Origin of the sequence: Treponema sp. UBA753, from assembly GCF_002297325.1 — a bacterium.
GTDB lineage: Bacteria > Spirochaetota > Spirochaetia > Treponematales > Treponemataceae > Treponema_D.
Map to the genome: position 1 here is coordinate 26,636 of NZ_DBKJ01000042.1, position 17,908 is coordinate 44,543.

Annotated in this window: 16 protein-coding genes; 9 read left to right on the forward strand and 7 right to left on the reverse strand. The window is 39.3% G+C overall.

Annotation, left to right across the window (positions count from 1 at the left end; genetic code table 11):
• The 4 genes from B4C08_RS03320 to B4C08_RS03335 all read right to left on the reverse strand — a co-directional run.
• On the reverse strand, positions 1 to 457 hold a 457-nt coding region (locus B4C08_RS03320), incomplete at its 3' end, for an aminotransferase class V-fold PLP-dependent enzyme (RefSeq protein WP_296662841.1).
• Complete coding sequence (locus tag B4C08_RS03325; protein WP_296662844.1) at positions 454 to 1,602, reverse strand: 3-dehydroquinate synthase; 1,149 nt, start codon at positions 1,600 to 1,602, stop codon at positions 454 to 456. The genes B4C08_RS03325 and B4C08_RS03320, both read right to left, overlap by 4 nt.
• Positions 1,603 to 1,730: 128 nt before the next feature.
• Positions 1,731 to 2,519: an META domain-containing protein gene (locus B4C08_RS03330; RefSeq protein WP_296662847.1), complete on the reverse strand. Its 789-nt coding sequence runs from the start codon at positions 2,517 to 2,519 to the stop codon at positions 1,731 to 1,733.
• A 71-nt stretch (positions 2,520 to 2,590) separates the two neighbouring features.
• On the reverse strand, positions 2,591 to 4,684 hold the full coding sequence (locus tag B4C08_RS03335) for a methyl-accepting chemotaxis protein (RefSeq protein WP_296662849.1): 2,094 nt from the start codon (positions 4,682 to 4,684) through the stop codon (positions 2,591 to 2,593).
• Positions 4,685 to 4,883: 199 nt separating this feature from the next.
• Between B4C08_RS03335 and B4C08_RS03340 the strand changes: the two genes are divergently transcribed.
• The 7 genes from B4C08_RS03340 (at position 4,884) to B4C08_RS03370 (ending at position 12,625) form a co-directional block, all read left to right on the forward strand.
• Entirely contained in the window at positions 4,884 to 5,414 is a 531-nt protein-coding gene (locus tag B4C08_RS03340) for a hypothetical protein (RefSeq protein WP_295796916.1), read from the forward strand.
• Between the two features lie 90 nt (positions 5,415 to 5,504).
• Positions 5,505 to 6,710 (forward strand): ABC transporter ATP-binding protein, encoded by a 1,206-nt coding sequence (locus B4C08_RS03345; RefSeq protein ID WP_288566939.1) that lies wholly within the window; start codon positions 5,505 to 5,507, stop codon positions 6,708 to 6,710.
• Positions 6,711 to 6,863: 153 nt separating this feature from the next.
• Entirely contained in the window at positions 6,864 to 8,807 is a 1,944-nt protein-coding gene (locus B4C08_RS03350) for a ribonuclease catalytic domain-containing protein (RefSeq protein ID WP_296662853.1), read from the forward strand.
• A 35-nt stretch (positions 8,808 to 8,842) separates the two neighbouring features.
• The gene (locus B4C08_RS03355; protein ID WP_296662854.1) at positions 8,843 to 10,129 is read left to right on the forward strand and encodes an O-acetylhomoserine aminocarboxypropyltransferase/cysteine synthase family protein; all 1,287 of its coding nucleotides are present in this window, start codon (positions 8,843 to 8,845) and stop codon (positions 10,127 to 10,129) included.
• 1 nt (position 10,130) lies between these two features.
• Positions 10,131 to 10,358 carry a tautomerase family protein gene (locus B4C08_RS03360; RefSeq protein WP_296662858.1) on the forward strand — a complete coding sequence of 76 codons (228 nt, stop codon included), beginning with the start codon at positions 10,131 to 10,133 and terminating at the stop codon, positions 10,356 to 10,358.
• Positions 10,359 to 10,630: 272 nt separating this feature from the next.
• Positions 10,631 to 11,665, forward strand: a complete 1,035-nt coding sequence (gene aroF / locus B4C08_RS03365) for a 3-deoxy-7-phosphoheptulonate synthase (protein ID WP_296662861.1) — start codon at positions 10,631 to 10,633, stop codon at positions 11,663 to 11,665.
• A 66-nt stretch (positions 11,666 to 11,731) separates the two neighbouring features.
• Positions 11,732 to 12,625, forward strand: a complete 894-nt coding sequence (locus B4C08_RS03370) for a prephenate dehydrogenase (RefSeq protein ID WP_296662864.1) — start codon at positions 11,732 to 11,734, stop codon at positions 12,623 to 12,625.
• 27 nt (positions 12,626 to 12,652) lie between these two features.
• Here the strand turns inward: B4C08_RS03370 and B4C08_RS03375 are convergent, their stop codons facing one another.
• Genes B4C08_RS03375 through B4C08_RS03385 form a run of 3 tightly spaced genes read right to left on the reverse strand, consistent with a single transcriptional unit; the run spans position 12,653 to position 16,214 of the window.
• Entirely contained in the window at positions 12,653 to 14,794 is a 2,142-nt protein-coding gene (locus B4C08_RS03375; protein WP_296662867.1) for a CHASE2 domain-containing protein, read from the reverse strand.
• A complete protein-coding gene (locus B4C08_RS03380; protein WP_296662871.1) occupies positions 14,791 to 15,738 on the reverse strand; it encodes a M48 family metalloprotease in 948 nt (315 codons plus the stop codon). Before B4C08_RS03380 ends, B4C08_RS03375 begins: the two co-directional genes overlap by 4 nt.
• Positions 15,738 to 16,214: an SH3 domain-containing protein gene (locus tag B4C08_RS03385; protein WP_296662874.1), complete on the reverse strand. Its 477-nt coding sequence runs from the start codon at positions 16,212 to 16,214 to the stop codon at positions 15,738 to 15,740. Before B4C08_RS03385 ends, B4C08_RS03380 begins: the two co-directional genes overlap by 1 nt.
• A gap of 287 nt (positions 16,215 to 16,501) precedes the next feature.
• Here B4C08_RS03385 and B4C08_RS03390 point away from each other — a divergent pair, with 287 nt between their 5' ends.
• Together B4C08_RS03390 and deoD are read left to right on the forward strand one after the other, a co-directional pair.
• Positions 16,502 to 17,038 (forward strand): adenine phosphoribosyltransferase, encoded by a 537-nt coding sequence (locus B4C08_RS03390; RefSeq protein WP_295798680.1) that lies wholly within the window; start codon positions 16,502 to 16,504, stop codon positions 17,036 to 17,038.
• A 66-nt stretch (positions 17,039 to 17,104) separates the two neighbouring features.
• The gene (deoD, locus tag B4C08_RS03395; protein WP_295798683.1) at positions 17,105 to 17,806 is read left to right on the forward strand and encodes a purine-nucleoside phosphorylase; all 702 of its coding nucleotides are present in this window, start codon (positions 17,105 to 17,107) and stop codon (positions 17,804 to 17,806) included.
• Positions 17,807 to 17,908 lie beyond the last annotated feature (102 nt).

Consider the following 17,908-nt stretch of genomic DNA (forward strand, 5'->3'; position numbering starts at 1 on the left):
TTTCGTTATTTACCGCCATTACGGAAACAAATGCAGTGTCTTCTTGAAGCGCATCTGAAATGCTTTGGGCGCAAACAATCCCATTTTTACCTGGATTTACATTTATAACTTTCCATCCGCAATTTTGCATTGGCTTTGCCATTTCCCGTAAAGCCGGATGCTCAATAGAACTTAATACAACGCTTCCTTTTTGAGGTCGGCTTAAGACAGAAAGAAGCGCAAGATGATCTCCTTCTGTTCCGCCGGAAGTGAAAAAAATATTTTCTGCATTTACTCCTAAGGCTTGAGCTGCTCTTTTTCTTGCGTTTTCCAAAGCGGACTTTGCATCAGTTCCAGCTTTGTGAATGCTTGAAGGATTTCCCCAATGCTCCATAGAGTATTTTAGTGCCTTAGTTAAAATTTCTTCATCATTTGGAGCTGTTGCGGCCCAGTCAAAATAGTGGTTTGCTGAAATCATTTTAAAACCTCAAGAATTTCATCGTCTTGAACTTCTGTTGCCAATGTGGATTGTTCAGTTTTTTGAAGAATTACTTTTACGCAGCTTCCAGAATTTTTTTTGTCTTTGTGCATTGCAGAAACTAAAGCAAGTGTTGCATCTGGAATGTTTTTTATAATTTGTGGAATGTGCTCTGTGCAGAATCCGTAGTCAAAAAGAATTGACTTGCATTCTTTTGTAAATTCAGCAGTACAAAGTTTTTTGCTAAAAGCAAGATCCAAGGCTCTTCCAATTCCCCAGGCAACAGCTTCTCCGTGGCTTATTCTTCCAAGTCCTGCTACAGTTTCAAGCGCGTGCCCAAAAGTATGTCCGTAATTTAAATATGCGCGGATTCCTTTTTCTTTAAAATCTTCATGCACGGTTTTTGCTTTTGCTTTTGCGCAAATTGCAATTATTTTTTGCAGAACTTCTTCGTTGCGACTCATAACTTTTTCTTTTTGTGTCTTTAAAATTTCTGTTAATTCTGAAGAAAAAAGAAAAGCTGTTTTTACAACTTCGCCAAGCCCTGAAATAAATTCATTCTGCGGAAGACTTTGTATAAATGAACTCCATATATGAATTTTTTTTGCAGGATAAAAAGCTCCAATCATGTTTTTGTAGCTATTAAAGTCGCATCCAGTTTTTCCACCGATCGAAGCGTCAACGTCAGAAAGCAAAGTTGTTGGAACAAACTCAACATCAACTCCGCGCTTGAACATCGAAGCCGCAAACCCTGTCATGTCGCTTAAAACTCCGCCTCCGATTGCAACAAAAAGGCAGTTCCTGTTGAAGTTTGAGCTTAAAGCTGCTCTTACAATTTCGAGGACATTTTCTATTGTCTTGTATTTTTCACCTGCCCCAAGGATGCAAAGCGTGTCGTTTCCTTTTTTGAAAACAGAAGGAACTTTTATTTTGTCTGTGTTTTCACTTGTAAAATGTGAAATAAAATCTGCGCATAAAGGAGCGATGTTTGTGTCGGTAACGAAGAGCCTGTTGCGTTTGTTTTCCGCAGAAAGATAAAGGCTGCATAGGTCATTTTTTCCGCTGTAAAAAAGAATGTCAGTTTTATCAAAGCCTGAATTTTCAGGAAAAAAAAGTTCAAAACTATCTATCGGTGAAATATTCATTGCTACAGTTTACTGCATTTTGTAAATGGAAGCAAACCCTATTGGAACTTTGAAAATGATTTTTGCAGAAAGTCATTCCCGCGACATTCAGTTGAATTTCACAGGAATGATAATTGGCTAGTTAAAAATTATTTTACGAATTCCAAAAGAATTTTTCCGTCTTTTGAACGGAGCGTAAGTGTGTTTCCAACGAGAGAATAAGATGCGGTCTGATCTAGGTTGATATAAAATTGCTGCTCAAGTTCCTGTGCTTCTTTGCTTCCGGAAGCCATCAACGTTGAGGCTCCGAGCGTGAACGAAAGTTTTTTTTCAGTCTCGTCAAGATTGTAGTCCATTGAGTAATAGTTTACGCCGGAAAAACCAGAAGCTTTGTTTTCTTCATTAAATGTAAGTGTGGGAAGTTCTGTTTTGTCTGCGTCTATGCTTTGGACTCCGTTGTTCTTTAGAATTGCAGTTAATGTCCAGTTTGCGTCTTTTATAGAAGCCTTTGCAAAAACAAACTCTGAATTTTCTGTTGAATTAAAAATGCACAAAAGAATTTTTCCGTCTTGAGTTTTTGTTTTCCAACTGTCAGCCCCCACTGCGGAATTTAAAAAGAGCCTTTCAAATTCCATGTCCTCTTTGCTTCCCATCATTTTTGTAGAAATAAATCCCGGCTCTGCACGAAGCTTTTTCCCATTTGCTTTGTAAAGGCCAGAGAAAGAATTTACGCCGGAAAATCCAGATACTTTGATGTTCAAGTTTTCATCTTTTGAAATAGAAATTGTGGCGCATGAAAAGTCTATTTGCTTTTCTCCAATTTTGTACTGAACAAGATTCCAATCGCCTTCAATTTGCTTTGCGTCCTTTGATTTACAGCCCCAAAAAGCCAGCACTGTAAATGACATAACTGCCGTAAAAAGTTTGATTTTTTTCATTTTTATTTTGCTCCATAAAAAAAAGTCAATGTAGATAAAAATAACAGTATTTCAGCTAGTTTATCTTATACTTATTTTTCTATTTTATATATTTCAAGCGAGTCTGCAAGGGTTTGAATTTGCTCCACGGATTTGTTCGCAAGATTTGAAACTTCCTTGAGCTGCGTGTTTATGGCAAGCGCGCTTTCAGAAATCGCATCTACGCTCATTACAAGTTCCATTGTCCGCGTTGTAACTTTTTCCATTGCAGAAGCGATATTCAAAGTGTCCTTTTCCATGTCCGAAAATCCGCTGGAAACAGAAGCTGAACCGGACGACAGAGCCTTAAGTTTTTCCGCAACTGAAATGTTCAGTGCATTCTCATTTTCAATTATGCCAGACATTTCCTTAAAGTCTGAGTCAACTGCGGAAACCTGCTTCACGATGTCCGAGAAAATCTGGCTTGTAACTTCTGAAACTTCCACGACATGCTGAACTGAGTCGATGATTCCGCTGATAACTTTTGCAACATTCTCCGACTGTGCGTGTGTTTTTTCTGAAAGTTTTCTGATTTCCTGCGCAACAACCGCAAAACCGTCGCCAGCCTTTCCGGCATGAGCCGCCTCAATCGCCGCATTCATGGCAAGAAGGTTTGTCTGGTCTGAAATTGATGAAATAATCTTATTCGTTTCAAGAAGTTTTTCCGTGTCGTTTGAAATCTGCTGAATCGTTTCCGAAACTTGCTTGATGTGCAGGTTTCCTTTTTCCGATGCGGAAGAAAGAAGTCCCATATTTTCAACCGTGAACTTTCTTATTTTGTCAACCGATTCAACTGAATCCAGAAGCTGCTTGACCTGTTCGCCTGACTCTTCGATGTCCGAAATCTGTGTGCTGATTATGCTTCCGAATCCTTTGAGCCTTTCTGCGGTCTTTTCGATTGTGTCGGATGCGGTGCGAATCATTTCCTGCTGCTCCGAAACTGAATTCTTTACTTCCTCAAGTTCAGTAACAATTGCCGCTGACTTTTCCTTTCCTGAATCGAAATTTTTCTGCTGAAGATTGTTTGTATCGTGAACGTAGTCTGCTTTTTCCGTAATTCCGTTTATGAGAGAATTTACAGTCGCCGTGATATGCGAGAGACTTCCCGCAAGGCTTCCGATTTCATCTTTTTTCTTGTAGTTGAATTTCTCTGTGAAGTCTCCGTCTGCAATTTTGTTCATGGATTCCCTAAGTTTTAAAAGAGGCTTTAAAATCAGCGAGATGAAGAGAGTGTACAGGCATGAAACAACGAGCATTCCAGTTATGAACATAGCAAGCATCACGACAAGAGAGCTTTCGGTTGCCATTCCGGAAGAAATGTCTATGCGGCGAACAAGATACCAGTCAAGAACTTTTACGTAGCAAAGCCCATACTCTGAATCGCCCAAACTGAACGTATAAACTTGTCCGTCTTTGTAGTTTTCAAGTGAGCCTTCTATTTTTTCGTAAAGTCCGCCGAACTGATTCTTTACCAGTGCCTTCTGGCTTACAAGCGACTTGTCTTCTGCCCCAGTAATTTCACCAAGGCTGTTGAAGAAGAAAAGCTGTCCGTTTCCGCCTCCGCTTACAGTCTTGTAAACAGACTCAAGAAACGAATCCAAAATAATTCCTGTTCCGACTACACCAACCGGCTTTTTGTCCGCAGAAAAAACAGGTGCGTTCACCCAGAGGCAAGTCTCATCCACGTCCGGATTGTAGTTTATGTTGAAGTTATATGATTCGGTCTCGTAAAGAGTCATGTTGTACCAGTAGCTTTCTGGCTTTTTGGGATCAAGTGTGTAGGAATATTTGTCTCCAAAGTAGAAAAAATGATCGGTGTCGTTTATCCAAAAATTTATGCCGGAAGAAAAAGCTTTTCCGTAGGCTGACATCTCGTCAAAGGCAGGCTTTTGCAAGCTCTTGTCGGTCGCATTCCGAAAATAATTTGAAATTACAGGCGAATGCGCCATTTGAAGGGCAAGGGTGATGTCCTTGTTCACCGAAGACTCAAGCATGAGCTGGTCAATGCTAAGTTCCGTTCGAATTCCCTGCGAAATATTCTTTCGCCCGATTTTGTTCTTTGCAATGCCATAAGTAAAAAGTGAAATAAAACAGATTAAAAGGAAAAATACAGACGAAAACAGAAGAGTTTTTTTCATTAAAGACATGGCGGCCTCCAATTTATTATAAATTATACATTAGATTTTTTTTATTTCAACTTAAAAATATTTTTTTATCAAAAATTCTGCTAAATGAACTTTTTATGTTGAATGCCGATTCTGTATGTTTCTACATTGCCGGGGCTTTGATATTCTTTTGAATTTGCTCTATATTTTGTATATAAAAACATAAAACGAGGTGCTATTTATGGAAGAAAACGAAGAAAAAATGCTTTCAGAAGCGGAACAGTTTAGAAACCGGGTTATTTTAAAGGCAGCGCGCATAGAAAAAGTTGAGCAGCATCCTGGTGGAAGCCTTCTATATATACTTACATTGAACGATGGGGATGAAGAGCCTAGACAGATTGTAAGTTCAATTGTGCCTTTTTATAAGCCGGAAGAACTGTTGGGAAAAACAATCGTTATTGTTTACAATTTGAAGCCTGCAAATTTCCGCGGAGTTAGAAGCAACGGAATGCTGCTTGCGGCGTCTGATCCAAATGTTACGGACCAGGAAACTTGCGAAGTGCTTTTTGTGCCTCAGTTTGAGCCTGGAACAATTCTTGAGCCGGAAGGTTTTGAAGCTCCTACTGAAAAATACTGCTATGTTAAGCCGGATAAATTCTTTTCGTTCAAAATTTATACAAAAGACGGATTTGTTGAAATCGACGGAAAGAAAATTGGTGCGGACGGAAAATTCATTGAAGCCAAAGTTTACAAAAACGGCTCTGTCGGCTGAAAAAACTGATTTTCTTTAAAGAATTTGTTTGACTTCTGTAGTTTTTGAATTTATAATTGTTGCATAACATAAACCCTTAGGAGGCCGAAATTGGCAAAGGTAGAATTAAAAGGAATCGGTAAGATTTACGACGGAAATGTTCAGGCTGTAGAAAATGCCAACATTGTTATTGAAGACCGCGACTTCTGTGTATTCGTAGGTCCATCTGGATGTGGAAAGTCAACAACTCTCCGCATGGTTGCAGGTTTGGAAGAAATTTCAGAAGGCGAGCTTCTTATTGACGGCGAGCTTATGAACGATGTTCCGCCAAAAGATAGAAACATTGCGATGGTTTTCCAGAACTATGCTCTTTATCCGCACATGACAGTATATGACAACATGGCATTCGGACTTAAGATCCGCAAAATGGACAAAGGTGAAATTAAACGCCGTGTTGATGAAGCTGCTAATATTCTTGGTCTTACACAGTACTTGGACCGCAAGCCAAAGGCTCTTTCTGGTGGACAGAGACAGCGTGTTGCTGTAGGACGTGCAATTGTTCGCAACCCTAAAGTATTCTTGTTTGATGAGCCTCTTTCTAACCTTGATGCAAAACTCCGTGTTACAATGCGTGGAGAAATTGCAGGCTTGCACCAGAGACTTAATGCAACAATGATTTATGTTACTCACGACCAGATTGAAGCTATGACAATGGGTACAAAAATCGTTGTTATGAAAGATGGCCACGTACAGCAGATTGGCGAACCACTTTATTTGTATAACCACCCAATCAATAAATTCGTTGCAGGATTTATTGGAACTCCTCCAATGAACTTCCTTTCTGTTACAATTAAGAAAGAAGGCGATAAGATTGTTGCTGATGAAGGCACATTCACAGTTGTTCCGACAGCAGAGCAGCAGGCTTCTCTTAAAGACTATGTAGGAAAAGAAGTTTACTTCGGTGTACGTCCAGAAGACCTTGTTTATTCAGAAGCTCCAGCTGCAGAAAACAATATGCAGATGAAAGTTTCTAACAAGGAGCCTCTTGGTGCAGAAACACACCTCTTCCTTTCTACAAAGACACAGAGCATTGTTGCCCGTGTACAGGCTTCTTCTAAGGGAGACTTCAAAATTGGTGAAACTGTAAACTTTAAGCCAGCAATGGAAAGATGCAAGTTCTTTGCTAAGAATCCAGAAGATCAGAGCAAGGAAATCAACATCTGTGAAGCAGACAAAATTTCTGCTCCATGGCTCAAGAATGCTATTACAGGCGAAGTTGGCTATAAAGTAGCAATTGGTTCTGAAATCAGAAAATAATCTATGCTTTTCAAGTTTGCTTAGGCAGGCTTGAAAATTTGTAGCCTTGGACACCGCTAGAGCAATTCTGGCGGTGTTTTTTTTATATCATTTGAAGTGTTTGGCTGTATAATATTTATTGTAATTGCTTTTTTTTTATTGTAAACTTTCAGCATGATAAAAGCTAATTCACTTGTTATATATAAAAATACTGCTGCTGTTGTTCTTTCTGCTGCTGAAAATAATAAGTTTTCTATAAAATTCCAGTCTGTTCCTGCCACTGCCACAAAGCCTGCTGTCTATGACACTCAGAATGTCCGCACAAAAGATATTCTTTTGTTGAATGAGGGGCCTGTTTCATCCCTTGAATCTGCATTGAAATTTACTGCGGAAAAATGTCCTTCAGCCTCTGATATTTACAATCTTGAGCAGACAAATGAAGTTTTCCTTCAGATAAAAGACTGCTATGAGCTTTTGGCAGGCGAATCTTCCGGGGAAATTTACCCTTTCAATGAACTGGTTTCGCTTTTTAGAGGCGAAGTAAAAGCTGATGAAGCTTGGGGGCTTTACTGCGCTTTAAAGAATACAGTTTATTTTAGCCAGGTTTTAAAGGAGCAGCTGGACGGAAAAATTGCGTTTGCTGTCCGCCCTCAAAAAGAAATTGATTCCCTTGTAAAAAAAGCCGGTGAAAAAGAAAGAGAAGCCGAACTGCGGTCAGAATTTATTCAGCGATTAAAAACTGGCAAGCTTTTGCCAGAAGATTCTGTTTTTATGGGCGATGTAGAAGCTCTTGCGCTTGGAAAAACAGATAAAAGCCGCACGATGCACGATGCCGGTTTAAAAGAAACTCCGGAGCGAGCTCATAAACTTTTGCTTGATACTGGACTTTGGGACATTACACGCAATCCGTATCCTTTGCGCTGGGGACTTTCCACAAAGTCAGCATCAGATTCCCTTGATTCTCCGCCCGAAGAAGAGAGGCTTGAGCTTGACAGTGTTTCTTATGCAATCGACAATGCTTGGTCAACAGATCCTGACGATGCTGTTGCTTTTGATGGACAATATCTTTGGATTCATATTGCAGACCCGGCGTCTACAGTTCAGCCAGATTCGCCAATTGATAAAAATGCACGCGCAAGAGGGGCAACTCTTTATATTCCAGAGGGTGCTGCAAGAATGCTGTGCGAAAGCTGTCTTGAAGATTATGCGCTTGGACTAAAGGAAAAAAGCCGTGCCTTGTCTTTTAGAATTCTTCTTGATGAAAATGGTGCAATTGAAGATTGTTCTGTTTTTAAGACACTTATAAAAGTAAAACGGCTTTCTTATGAGCAGGCTGATGAACTTATGGAAAGTGAAGAGCTAAAACCTCTTTTTTCTATAGCATGGAAAAATGTAGAACGCCGCAAAAAGTCCGGAGCTGTTCAGATTTCAATGCCGGAAGTTCATATTTCAGTTGAACCTGAATCAAAAAAAGTTTCAATAGAGCCTCTTGTTCATCCCAAAAGTTCAGAAATGATTCGTGAAATGATGCTTTTGGCCGGAGAAGGAGCTGCAAAATTCGCATTTAAGAATCAAATTCCGTTTCCGTTTATAAGCCAGGAAGCTCCTGTAATTCCAGATGATATTCCAGAAGGTCTTGCAGGTCAGTTCAGACTTAGAAGGTGCATGAGAAAAAGATCTGTCGGCGTAACTCCTGGAATGCACTGCGCTTTAGGGCTTAATATGTACAGCCAAGTTACAAGTCCTTTGCGCCGCTACGGAGATTTGATTGCGCATATTCAATTGAGGGCTTTTTTGGATAAGAGGGAGCTTTTGGATAAAGACACTATGCTTATGCGCATTTCAGAAGGTGATGCCGGAGCGCAGGCGGCGCACAAAGCTGAACGCAAAAGCAATATGCACTGGACTCTTGTTTATCTTTTGCAGAATCCCGGATGGACAGGAGAAGCTGTATGCGTTGACAAGAGCATGAAGCTTCCTTTGTTTTCAATTCCTTCTCTTGCAATTGAAACCTTTATGCCGTGCCCTGAAAAAACAGAGCTTAATGATGTAGTGAAAATAAAGGTAAAGAAAATTGATCTTACAGAGCAGCAAGTTGAATTTGAAATTATAAATTAAATTTTTACGCACAAAAATATTGAGGTATATGTTAAATGAAAAATTTTCAGAACGGAATTGAAACGAAATGCATCCATTCAGGATATGAGCCAAAAAATGGCGAGCCTAGAATGATTCCAATTGTTCAAAGCACAACTTTTAAGTATGACACAAGCGAGGCAATGGGAAGGCTTTTTGACCTTGAGGCTTCCGGCTATTTTTACAGTAGGCTTCAAAATCCTACAAATGACTATGTGGCTGCAAAGATTGCTGCTCTTGAAGGCGGAACGGCTGCCATGCTTACTTCTTCTGGACAGGCTGCAAATTTTTTTGCGGTTTTCAATATTGCAAGCGCAGGCGATCATGTTGTTGTTTCTTCTACGATTTACGGTGGAACTTTCAACTTGTTCAATGTTACAATGCGCAAGATGGGAATTGATTTTACTTTTGTAGATCCTGAATGCTCAGAAGAGGAACTTAATGCGGCTTTTAGAGCGAACACAAAAGTAGTTTTTGGCGAGACGATTGCGAATCCTGCTTTGATTGTTTTTGATATTGAGCGCTTTGCAAAAGCTGCGCACAACCACGGAGTTCCGCTTATTGTAGACAATACTTTTGCAACTCCAGTGAATTGCCGTCCGTTTGAATGGGGCGCAGACATTGTAACTCATTCCACGACAAAATATATGGACGGACACGATGCGACTATTGGCGGCGCAATTGTTGATTCTGGAAAATTTGACTGGCTTGCAAATGCTCAGAAGTTTCCGGGGCTTTGTACTCCAGATGAAAGCTATCATGGCGTGGTTTATGCAAAAAAATTTGGAAAAGAAGGCGCATTTATTACAAAGGCAACCGTTCAGCTTATGAGAGACTTTGGCTCTGTTCAGTCCCCGATAAATGCGTACTTTTTGAATCTTGGACTTGAATCTTTGCCGCTTCGTGTAGCCCGTCACTGCGAAAATGCCTTGAAAGTTGCAGAATTCCTTCAGTCAAATAAAAATGTTTCCTGGGTGAATTATCCTGGATTAAAAGGAAACAAGTATTACGAACTTGCAAAAAAGTATATGCCGAACGGAACTTGCGGAGTTGTTTCTTTTGGAGTAAAAGGCGGAAGAAAGTCTGCTGAAAAATTCATGTCGAATCTTAAGCTTGCAATGATTGCAACACACGTTGCGGACAGCAGGACTTGTGTTCTTCATCCTGCAAGTTCAACACACAGACAGATGTCAGACGAGGAACTAAAGGCTGCAGGAGTTTTGCCAGATATGGTAAGGCTTTCTGTTGGTGTTGAAAATGTAAATGATATAATTGCTGATTTAACTCAGGCACTGGAGGTTTAAAATGCCGCATATTACAGTTCAAATGTTTCCCGGAAGAAACGACGAAATCAAGAAAAATCTTGCAGAAAAACTTGCAAAACTTGCGAGCGAAGAACTTGGCAGGGGAATCGAGCATTTTTCTGTTTCTGTAGAAGATATTCCGCAGGATGAATGGAAAAGCCGTGTTTTTGACAAGATTGTAGACCCGGACAATAAAACAGTTTTTGTAAAGCCTGGCTATACAATGTAGCCGGATATAAAATAAAATGTTTTTGTTGACAGTATCAGTTTTGCATGATATATTTTCTACTATGAAAAACATAACCCGTTGGGCAGTAATCATCAATATCTCATCGTTGGCTTACCTTTACTTTAGCTTTTATTGGTTTTCTCGTGCCTTGCGGAAGTTTCGCTAAATAATAGCGAGCATTGTGTTTGCCGTATAACTGGTAAAATAATGGAGCCTTCCGCAGTGGAAGGCTCTTTTTTTTGCCTGATGGTTTAAATTTTGGAGGTTTTTGTATGATAGTGATTTTAAAGAAAGGCGCAACAGAGCCGGCAATTAATGAATTTGTTGAAGAAGTTAAGCAGAAAGGTCTTGGCGTTCATATTTCAACAGGTGTGGACAAAACAATTATTGGTCTTTTGGGCGATACTTCAAAGCTTGTTCCAGAGGATTTTCTTGCAAATGATATAGTTGAAACTGCTGAGCGTGTCAGCGCACCATATAAAATGGCAAGCCGTTCGTTTCATCCGGAAAACACAGTTGTCTGCATCGGAGCCAGACAGAGCGGCGTTATTGAATGCAAAATTGGAGATGGAAAAACTGTTCCTGTAATTGCAGGTCCTTGCGCTGTAGAAACAGAAGGTCAGATTATGGATGCTGCGTTTGCTGTAAAAAAAGCTGGAGCGAGAATTTTACGTGGCGGAGCATACAAGCCAAGAACCTCACCTTATAGTTTTCAGGGACTTGGAAAAGAGGGCATAAAGCTTCTTGAAAAAGCGAAGAAAGAAACAGGACTTCCAATCTGCACAGAACTTATGGCAATCAGCGAGCTAAAAAATTTTGAAAATGTTGACTTGATTCAAGTTGGAGCAAGAAACTTTCAGAACTTTGATCTTTTGAAAGAACTTGGAAAATTCAACAAACCTGTTTTGCTCAAGCGCGGTCTTTCTGGAACAATCAACGAGCTTTTGATGAGCGCGGAATATATAATGGCCAACGGAAACGAAAATGTCATTCTTTGCGAACGCGGAATCAGAACTTATGATGGCTACACACGCAACTGCCTTGACGTGAGCTCAGTTCCTTATCTTCATAAAGTTTCCCACTTGCCGGTTGTAATTGATCCAAGCCATGCCTGCGGAATCAGGTGGATGGTTGGAACTCTTGCCCAGTCTGCTGTTGCCGCCGGTGCTGACGGACTTGAAATTGAAGTTCACTGCTGCCCTGAAAAAGCCTGGAGCGATGCAAGTCAGCAGCTTCCACCTAGCCAGTTTGAAGAGCTTATGGCTAAGCTTGGAAAATATGCAGCTGTTGAAGGAAAATCTATGTAAAAAAAATGCCGGTGTTTCATAAGAAAAAATGAAGTTTCGGCACTTTTGCAATAAAAGGATTTCAAATTGAAAAATTTATCAGACTTGACTTATGGAATTGTTGGATTCGGTCTTATGGGCGGCTCTCTTGGAAAGGCAATCAGGGAAAATGTGCTTTCAGTTTCTTCTGCCAGCGGAAAAATTCTTGCTGCGGACATAAATGAATCCTCCCTTTCCTTGGCGAGGGAGCAGCACATTGCGGATGAAACTTTTCTTATCAGCAAAGTTGACTCTATGCTTTGCCAGTGCGACTTTGTTTTTGTGTGCCTTTATCCTCATGCGACTTTGGAATTTTTAATTCAGCACAAAAACAGTTTTAAGCCCGGCTCAATTGTAACGGACATAAGCGGAGTCAAGTCTGAAATATTTTCCCAGTTGAATGAAATTCTTTCTGGCGAGTTTGACTTTATTCCGGGACACCCGATGGCGGGTAGCGAAAAGGAAGGATATGCAAACTCCTGCGGTTCAATTTTTAAAAACCATAATTACATTTTAATGCCTCTCAAACAGAACAAGATTGAAAGTCTGGAACTTTTTAAGCAGCTTATTTCGCTTATGGGGTTTACTCGCATTGTAGAAACAGATGCTTTTGTTCACGACCATAAAATTGCGTTTACTTCCCAACTTTGCCATGTAATTGCGAGCGCGCTTGTTGATAGTGCTGAAGATTCAAAAATAACGGCTTTTGGCGGCGGAAGCTTTGAGGATTTAACTAGAATCGCTATGATTAACGCGCCTTTGTGGACGGAACTTTTTCTTGCGAATAAAAAAGAACTTCTGCTTCACATTGAAAACTTTGAAAAATCTTTGAATGAATTAAAAGGCTTTATAGAAAAAAGCGATGCTGCTTCCTTGAAATCTTATCTCGAAAATGTACGTGAAAAACGCATTTCCATGAGCCGCATAGAATTAAAAGTGTAAAGCTCAAAGAAGCCCGATGCAATTCATTTACTTCTGAAGCAGTTTGAAAACTCCATCGTCTGGATTAAATTCAACTCCTTCATCGTCACTTTCTTTAGGAAAAGTTCCTTTAAGAAAATAGTCGTCAAGCATATGAATGTAATATTTTGCAACGTTGTCAGCACTGTTTTTTTCCGCAAGCAAAGAAAATAGTTCCTTTGCTTTTGTGTAATTTCTGTTGTTAAATTCAACCATTGCATTTTCCCACTTTTGCATATAGTCAAGAAGCTCTGGAGATGCAAGCGATTTTTCTTCAATTAGTTCATAAAGTCCAATCGGTGTGTTGATATTTACAACCCGAACACGATCAAGAGAGCGCACAACGAATCTGTCTCCAAGCAATTCTTTTGTGCTTTGGCTGATAAGAATCCCATTTGTATGGTACTGCTTGTTTACACCTTCAAGACGGGACGCAAGGTTTACATTGTTGCCCATCATTGTGTAGTTCTTTTTCTTTTCTGAGCCAAAGTAGCCAGCAATCATTTCTCCGGAGTTAATTCCGATTCTTGTGAAAATTGACTTGTTGTTTGCCACAAGTGTTTTAAACGCTGAATACAAGGCTTCTTCCATCCATGAAGGCTTAGGATTTTGCGAATATCGGATAATATCTTGATTCATTACTTGTTCTGCTTTTTTCATTTTTATTGCGGCGGCACACGCGTGAACTGCATGGTCTGGCATTGCAACTGGCGCACCGACAAGAGCAACAATCGCATCTCCCTCGTACTTATCAACAGTTCCTTTTTCATCAATTATGATGTCAGACATTTTTGTAAGATAAAAGTTTAGAAGACAGCCAAGCTCTTTTGCTGTAAGCAGCTCGCTAAAGGATGAAAACTTTTGAATGTCTGTAAAAATCGCCGACATTTCAAATTCTTTTCCTCCCAATGTAAATGAAGAAGAGTCATTTATAATTTGATTGACAACATCTTTTGAAAGGCACTGGCTGAACGCAGAACGGATAAAGCGTTTTTGCTTTCCTTCTACAGACAAGCTTACAACAACACTTGCCATTTCTGAAATAAGAAAGGCGAACAAAGGCGCAATCATTAAAAGCCAGATTCCGTTGTTGAACAAAATTACAGGCACAAAAATTGAAACTGCAATTCCTGCAAGAATTCCTGCTGAAATAAAAGCAGCAGAGAACCGCGGAGAAATTTTTTCACTTATGACAGCAAACAAAGATGCAAAAAATGCAAGCGCAATCAGCCACAAAAGAGAAATGCAAAATGGAACTTTTTTTATAAAGCTGTTTGTAAGATAATTGTCCAAAGCTGTAATATGAATTCCAACTCCAGGGTAAACTTGTGAAACCGGTGTTGAGCAAATGTCAAAAAGTCCTGGAGCGTAGTATGCACAGAAAATATAAAGGTCATTAAAATCGTCTGGAGACAAGATACCTTCCTTTCCTTGCATCCAAAGTTCATGGCTTTCAAGAATATTTTTTGCGCTGTATGGAAAATAATCATCTATGGATTTTGTAAATCGTAAAAGGGCAGTGTTGTTGTCTAATACAGGAATAGAAGAAAAGTCAGGAGATTCTTCAGTTAAAAAAAGCGGAGCAAGTCCAAGCGTAGGATATTCAGTTTCATAAAATGTGTCAAAAAGGCGGGTACGGCGAATAATGTCATCGCTGTCTTTTGTGCTTGTAATGTTTCCTAAAAGAGCAGCATTGTCATTGATTGGCTTTACAGGCATTAAAGTTTTTCCGTAGTCATCTGCGGAATAAAAAAATGTCTGGATAACTTTTTTGCTTTTTGCTTCTGCCATGCCTAAGGCAATGTCATCTTCTTCTCCATATACAGAAGGCTCTGTATAAAGAATATCAAATGCAATTGCCTTAGGATTTCCGGCTGAAATAAAATCAATCATTCTTCCATAAGCTTCTCTAGGCCAAGGCCATGACCAGTTGTATTTTTCTTTTGCCCAGTCAATGCTTTCCTGATCAACAATAATTAAACAAATCTCTTCGCAAGGCTGCTTGTATTTTGCTGCATTTATCATGCGAAGATCGTAAGATTTGTTTTCAAAAGCGTTGAATGCTCCTGAAAAGTGAAAAATTAAAGTTATCAGAATGCTTGAAAGAGCAATAAGTATGGCTCTTGTCCAAAGCTTATGTTTTTGTTTCATGGTTGTTTTATTCCTGCTAAAGCGTTTTCAAATCTTGACTGGCGGGCATCTCTTCCGATTCCTGTAAAAGTAAAATTTTTAAGAACTTTTTGCACGCTGTTGATTCTGGTCTCTGGCTTTGGATGGGTTTTTCCCCAGCCTGAATCTTCTCCGCTGCTTTTGGACTTGAGCATTTTAAGAACATCAGTCAAAGCATTTGGATCATAGCCTGTATCTGCCATAAGCGAAACTGCTTTTTCGTCAGCTTTGAATTCTTGGCCTTTTGTATATCCAGTTTCTGTAATGACATTCATCATGGAAATGCTGGAACTGGTAAGAAAATCTGCGGACTGTTTTTCCTCTTGATTAAGATTTGAAAACTGCTTTGTGTAGTTTTTTGCCATTGTTGCAGAATTTGAAATTGCTTCTGTTGTTCTTACGGTCTTGATTGCAGTGGTTGCATGCTTAAGCTGAATATGTGCAATTTCATGTGCAATGATTGCTGCGACTTCGTCTTCTGAATTGCAGCATTTTAAAATTCCTGTTGTAATAAAAATATGTCCGCCGCTTGTAGACAACGCATTGATTTCATCTGAATCAAGAATCGCAACGCAATAATCCTTATAAATTTTTGGTGTGTCAGAATTCATTGTGATTGCTTTGCAAATTTTATTAACATAGGCAGTTGCCTTTGGAAATGCCGTGTAAAGCTTGTATTCTGTAAGGACGTTTGACGCAACAGTTCTTCCGATAAAATATGAGTCCTGCGTTGTAATAGGCTCTGCGGCTCTATCGATTGACTCAACTGTACTGCTGGCTTGCTCAAGTGTTTTTTTTACATCTTGGCTTTTTTGAACAGCGGAATTGACTTTATTTAATGCGCCAAAAATATCAGCGGAAAATGCGGCTAAAGAAATTGCTGAAAATATACAAGCGCAAATAATTTTTTTTGCTAGCTCTTTCATTATTCTTCACCTCCGGCATTGAGCTGGCCTTCTTTTATAAAAGCAATGGCATCTTTTTCTGAACATGCATTTGTTTCAATTTTATCAACTTGAGCATAGGAAATTTCATTTGCTTGGCTGTAAACTTTTTCAAAAGCTTTGTCCATTCCTTTTCCTGCAAGTCCAAGTTCTTTTGCATTTGCGGAAGTTTTTCCGCTGACATTTACAATCAGCTTTTTTGTTGTTAAAGATGAATTTGGAAGCCAGCCTTTAATTTTTCCATCTTCGGATGAAATACAGGACCAAGATTTTCCTTTTGAAGTAACTTTTACTTTATCGCCAAGCTTTAAAGTTCCTGTGCTAGATGCAAACTGGGATGCCTTGACTCTGACAATTGCTGAATCCACCTGCACATACTGCGGCTTTGGCTCTGCGGCAAATGCTGAACAAAAATTCAGTGCCATAACTGATAAAAGAATAATTTTGATTTTACTCATGCCCAAAGTATATCATTGTAACTGTTTGTGTTAAATAGTAAAAATGATAAAATCTATATACTCCAATATTGTTGTGGAATCTGTTTTTTCAGAAACTTTTGACTAAAGGATTTTAGAATTCTAATAATATAGAAAAAACATACATTTACAGTACCCATACTCATCGACTGTCAGTACGTATATTCATAGATAGTCTGTATGTGATATTCATATAGAATCTATAAGCAAACCAATGTTTGCATTTTGGCTATATTCAGTTTATAATAGAAAACTCTGGAGTAAATTTGATGAATAAAGATTTTGATGTTCTTGATAAAGTAATTGGTCGTGTGCCTGATTTTCCAAAAAAAGGCGTTTTGTTTTACGATATAACTGGAGTTCTTCGCCATCCGGAAGCATTTCGCTATACAATTGAACGTATGGTAGAACTCTACGAAGGTAAAAGAATAGATGCTGTTGCTGGAATTGAGTCGCGCGGATTTGTGTTTGCAGCACCTTTTGCCCAGGCAATGGGGATTCCTCTTATTTTGATTCGCAAAAAAGGAAAACTTCCCGGAAAAACATATACTTGCAAATATGAGCTTGAATATGGTTCCGCTGAAATTGAAGTACATACTGCCGATATTTCAAAAGGCCAGAATATTCTTTTGGTTGATGACCTTATTGCAACTGGCGGAACTTTAAAGGCGGCGGCAAATTTGATAGAGCAGGGCGGAGCTAAAGCGACAGATGTTTTTGGTGTTATAGGATTACCTTTCTTGAATTATCAGAAAAAACTTGAAGGCCTTAATGTTACAACTCTTGTAAATTATCAATCTGAATAAGATTTCGCTTTTCCGATTGTATAATTTTTGTATCGTTTTATAAAAATTTATGTTATAATTCTAAGCATGAGTACACATATTAATGCAAAAGAAGGAGACATCGCGGAGGCAGTTTTGCTTCCTGGAGACCCTCTTAGAGCTAAGTTTATTGCTGAAAATTTCTTGCAGGATGCCAAGTGCTATAATGAAGTCCGCGGAATGTATGGATTTACAGGGCTTTATAATGGAAAAAGAGTTTCTGTTCAGGGAACTGGAATGGGGCAGCCTTCGCTTTCTATTTATGTGAATGAACTTTTTCAGTTTTATAATGTGCAGAAAGCTGTGCGTGTTGGAACTTGCGGGGCTGTGCAGAAGAACATTGCGCTTAGAGATGTTATTCTTGCGGAAGGCGCGTGTTCAGATTCCGGGCTGAATACAATGCGATTCAACGGGCTTCATTTTGCTCCTGTTGCAGACTTTGAGCTTCTTACAAAGGCTTATTCTGCTGCTGAAAAAATCGGCATAAAACCGAATGTTGGGCTTTGCGTTTCAAGCGATATGTTTTACGATCCAAAGGAAAACTGGAAGCTTTGGGCAGAATATGGAGTTATGGGCGTAGAAATGGAAGCCGCGGAGCTTTATACTCTTGCTGCAAAATTCAAGAGAAAAGCTTTGGCAGTTCTTACTGTTAGTGACCACATTCTTTTGGGTGGAGAAACTTCCGCAGAAGAACGTCAGGTTACTTTTACAAACATGATGAAGATTGCGCTTGAAACTGTTACTGCATAGTTTTAAATAAAACAAAATGTCATTCCCATGCTGAGACATGGGAATTTGTTATAAAATTTCAATAGATTATCGGGTCAAGCCCGATAATGACATAAAAATATA

What these genes read in the sequence shown, in the direction of transcription:
- B4C08_RS03375 (WP_296662867.1), bottom strand. Translation starts at nt 14,794, where the DNA reads ATGAAACAAAAACATAAGCTTTGGACAAGAGCCATACTTATTGCTCTT.
- B4C08_RS03325 (WP_296662844.1), bottom strand. Translation starts at nt 1,602, where the DNA reads ATGAATATTTCACCGATAGATAGTTTTGAACTTTTTTTTCCTGAAAAT.
- B4C08_RS03330 (WP_296662847.1), bottom strand. Translation starts at nt 2,519, where the DNA reads ATGAAAAAAATCAAACTTTTTACGGCAGTTATGTCATTTACAGTGCTG.
- B4C08_RS03385 (WP_296662874.1), bottom strand. Translation starts at nt 16,214, where the DNA reads ATGAGTAAAATCAAAATTATTCTTTTATCAGTTATGGCACTGAATTTT.
- B4C08_RS03355 (WP_296662854.1), top strand. Translation starts at nt 8,843, where the DNA reads ATGAAAAATTTTCAGAACGGAATTGAAACGAAATGCATCCATTCAGGA.
- B4C08_RS03340 (WP_295796916.1), top strand. Translation starts at nt 4,884, where the DNA reads ATGGAAGAAAACGAAGAAAAAATGCTTTCAGAAGCGGAACAGTTTAGA.
- B4C08_RS03335 (WP_296662849.1), bottom strand. Translation starts at nt 4,684, where the DNA reads ATGTCTTTAATGAAAAAAACTCTTCTGTTTTCGTCTGTATTTTTCCTT.
- aroF (WP_296662861.1), top strand. Translation starts at nt 10,631, where the DNA reads ATGATAGTGATTTTAAAGAAAGGCGCAACAGAGCCGGCAATTAATGAA.
- B4C08_RS03350 (WP_296662853.1), top strand. Translation starts at nt 6,864, where the DNA reads ATGATAAAAGCTAATTCACTTGTTATATATAAAAATACTGCTGCTGTT.
- B4C08_RS03360 (WP_296662858.1), top strand. Translation starts at nt 10,131, where the DNA reads ATGCCGCATATTACAGTTCAAATGTTTCCCGGAAGAAACGACGAAATC.
- B4C08_RS03390 (WP_295798680.1), top strand. Translation starts at nt 16,502, where the DNA reads ATGAATAAAGATTTTGATGTTCTTGATAAAGTAATTGGTCGTGTGCCT.
- deoD (WP_295798683.1), top strand. Translation starts at nt 17,105, where the DNA reads ATGAGTACACATATTAATGCAAAAGAAGGAGACATCGCGGAGGCAGTT.
- B4C08_RS03380 (WP_296662871.1), bottom strand. Translation starts at nt 15,738, where the DNA reads ATGAAAGAGCTAGCAAAAAAAATTATTTGCGCTTGTATATTTTCAGCA.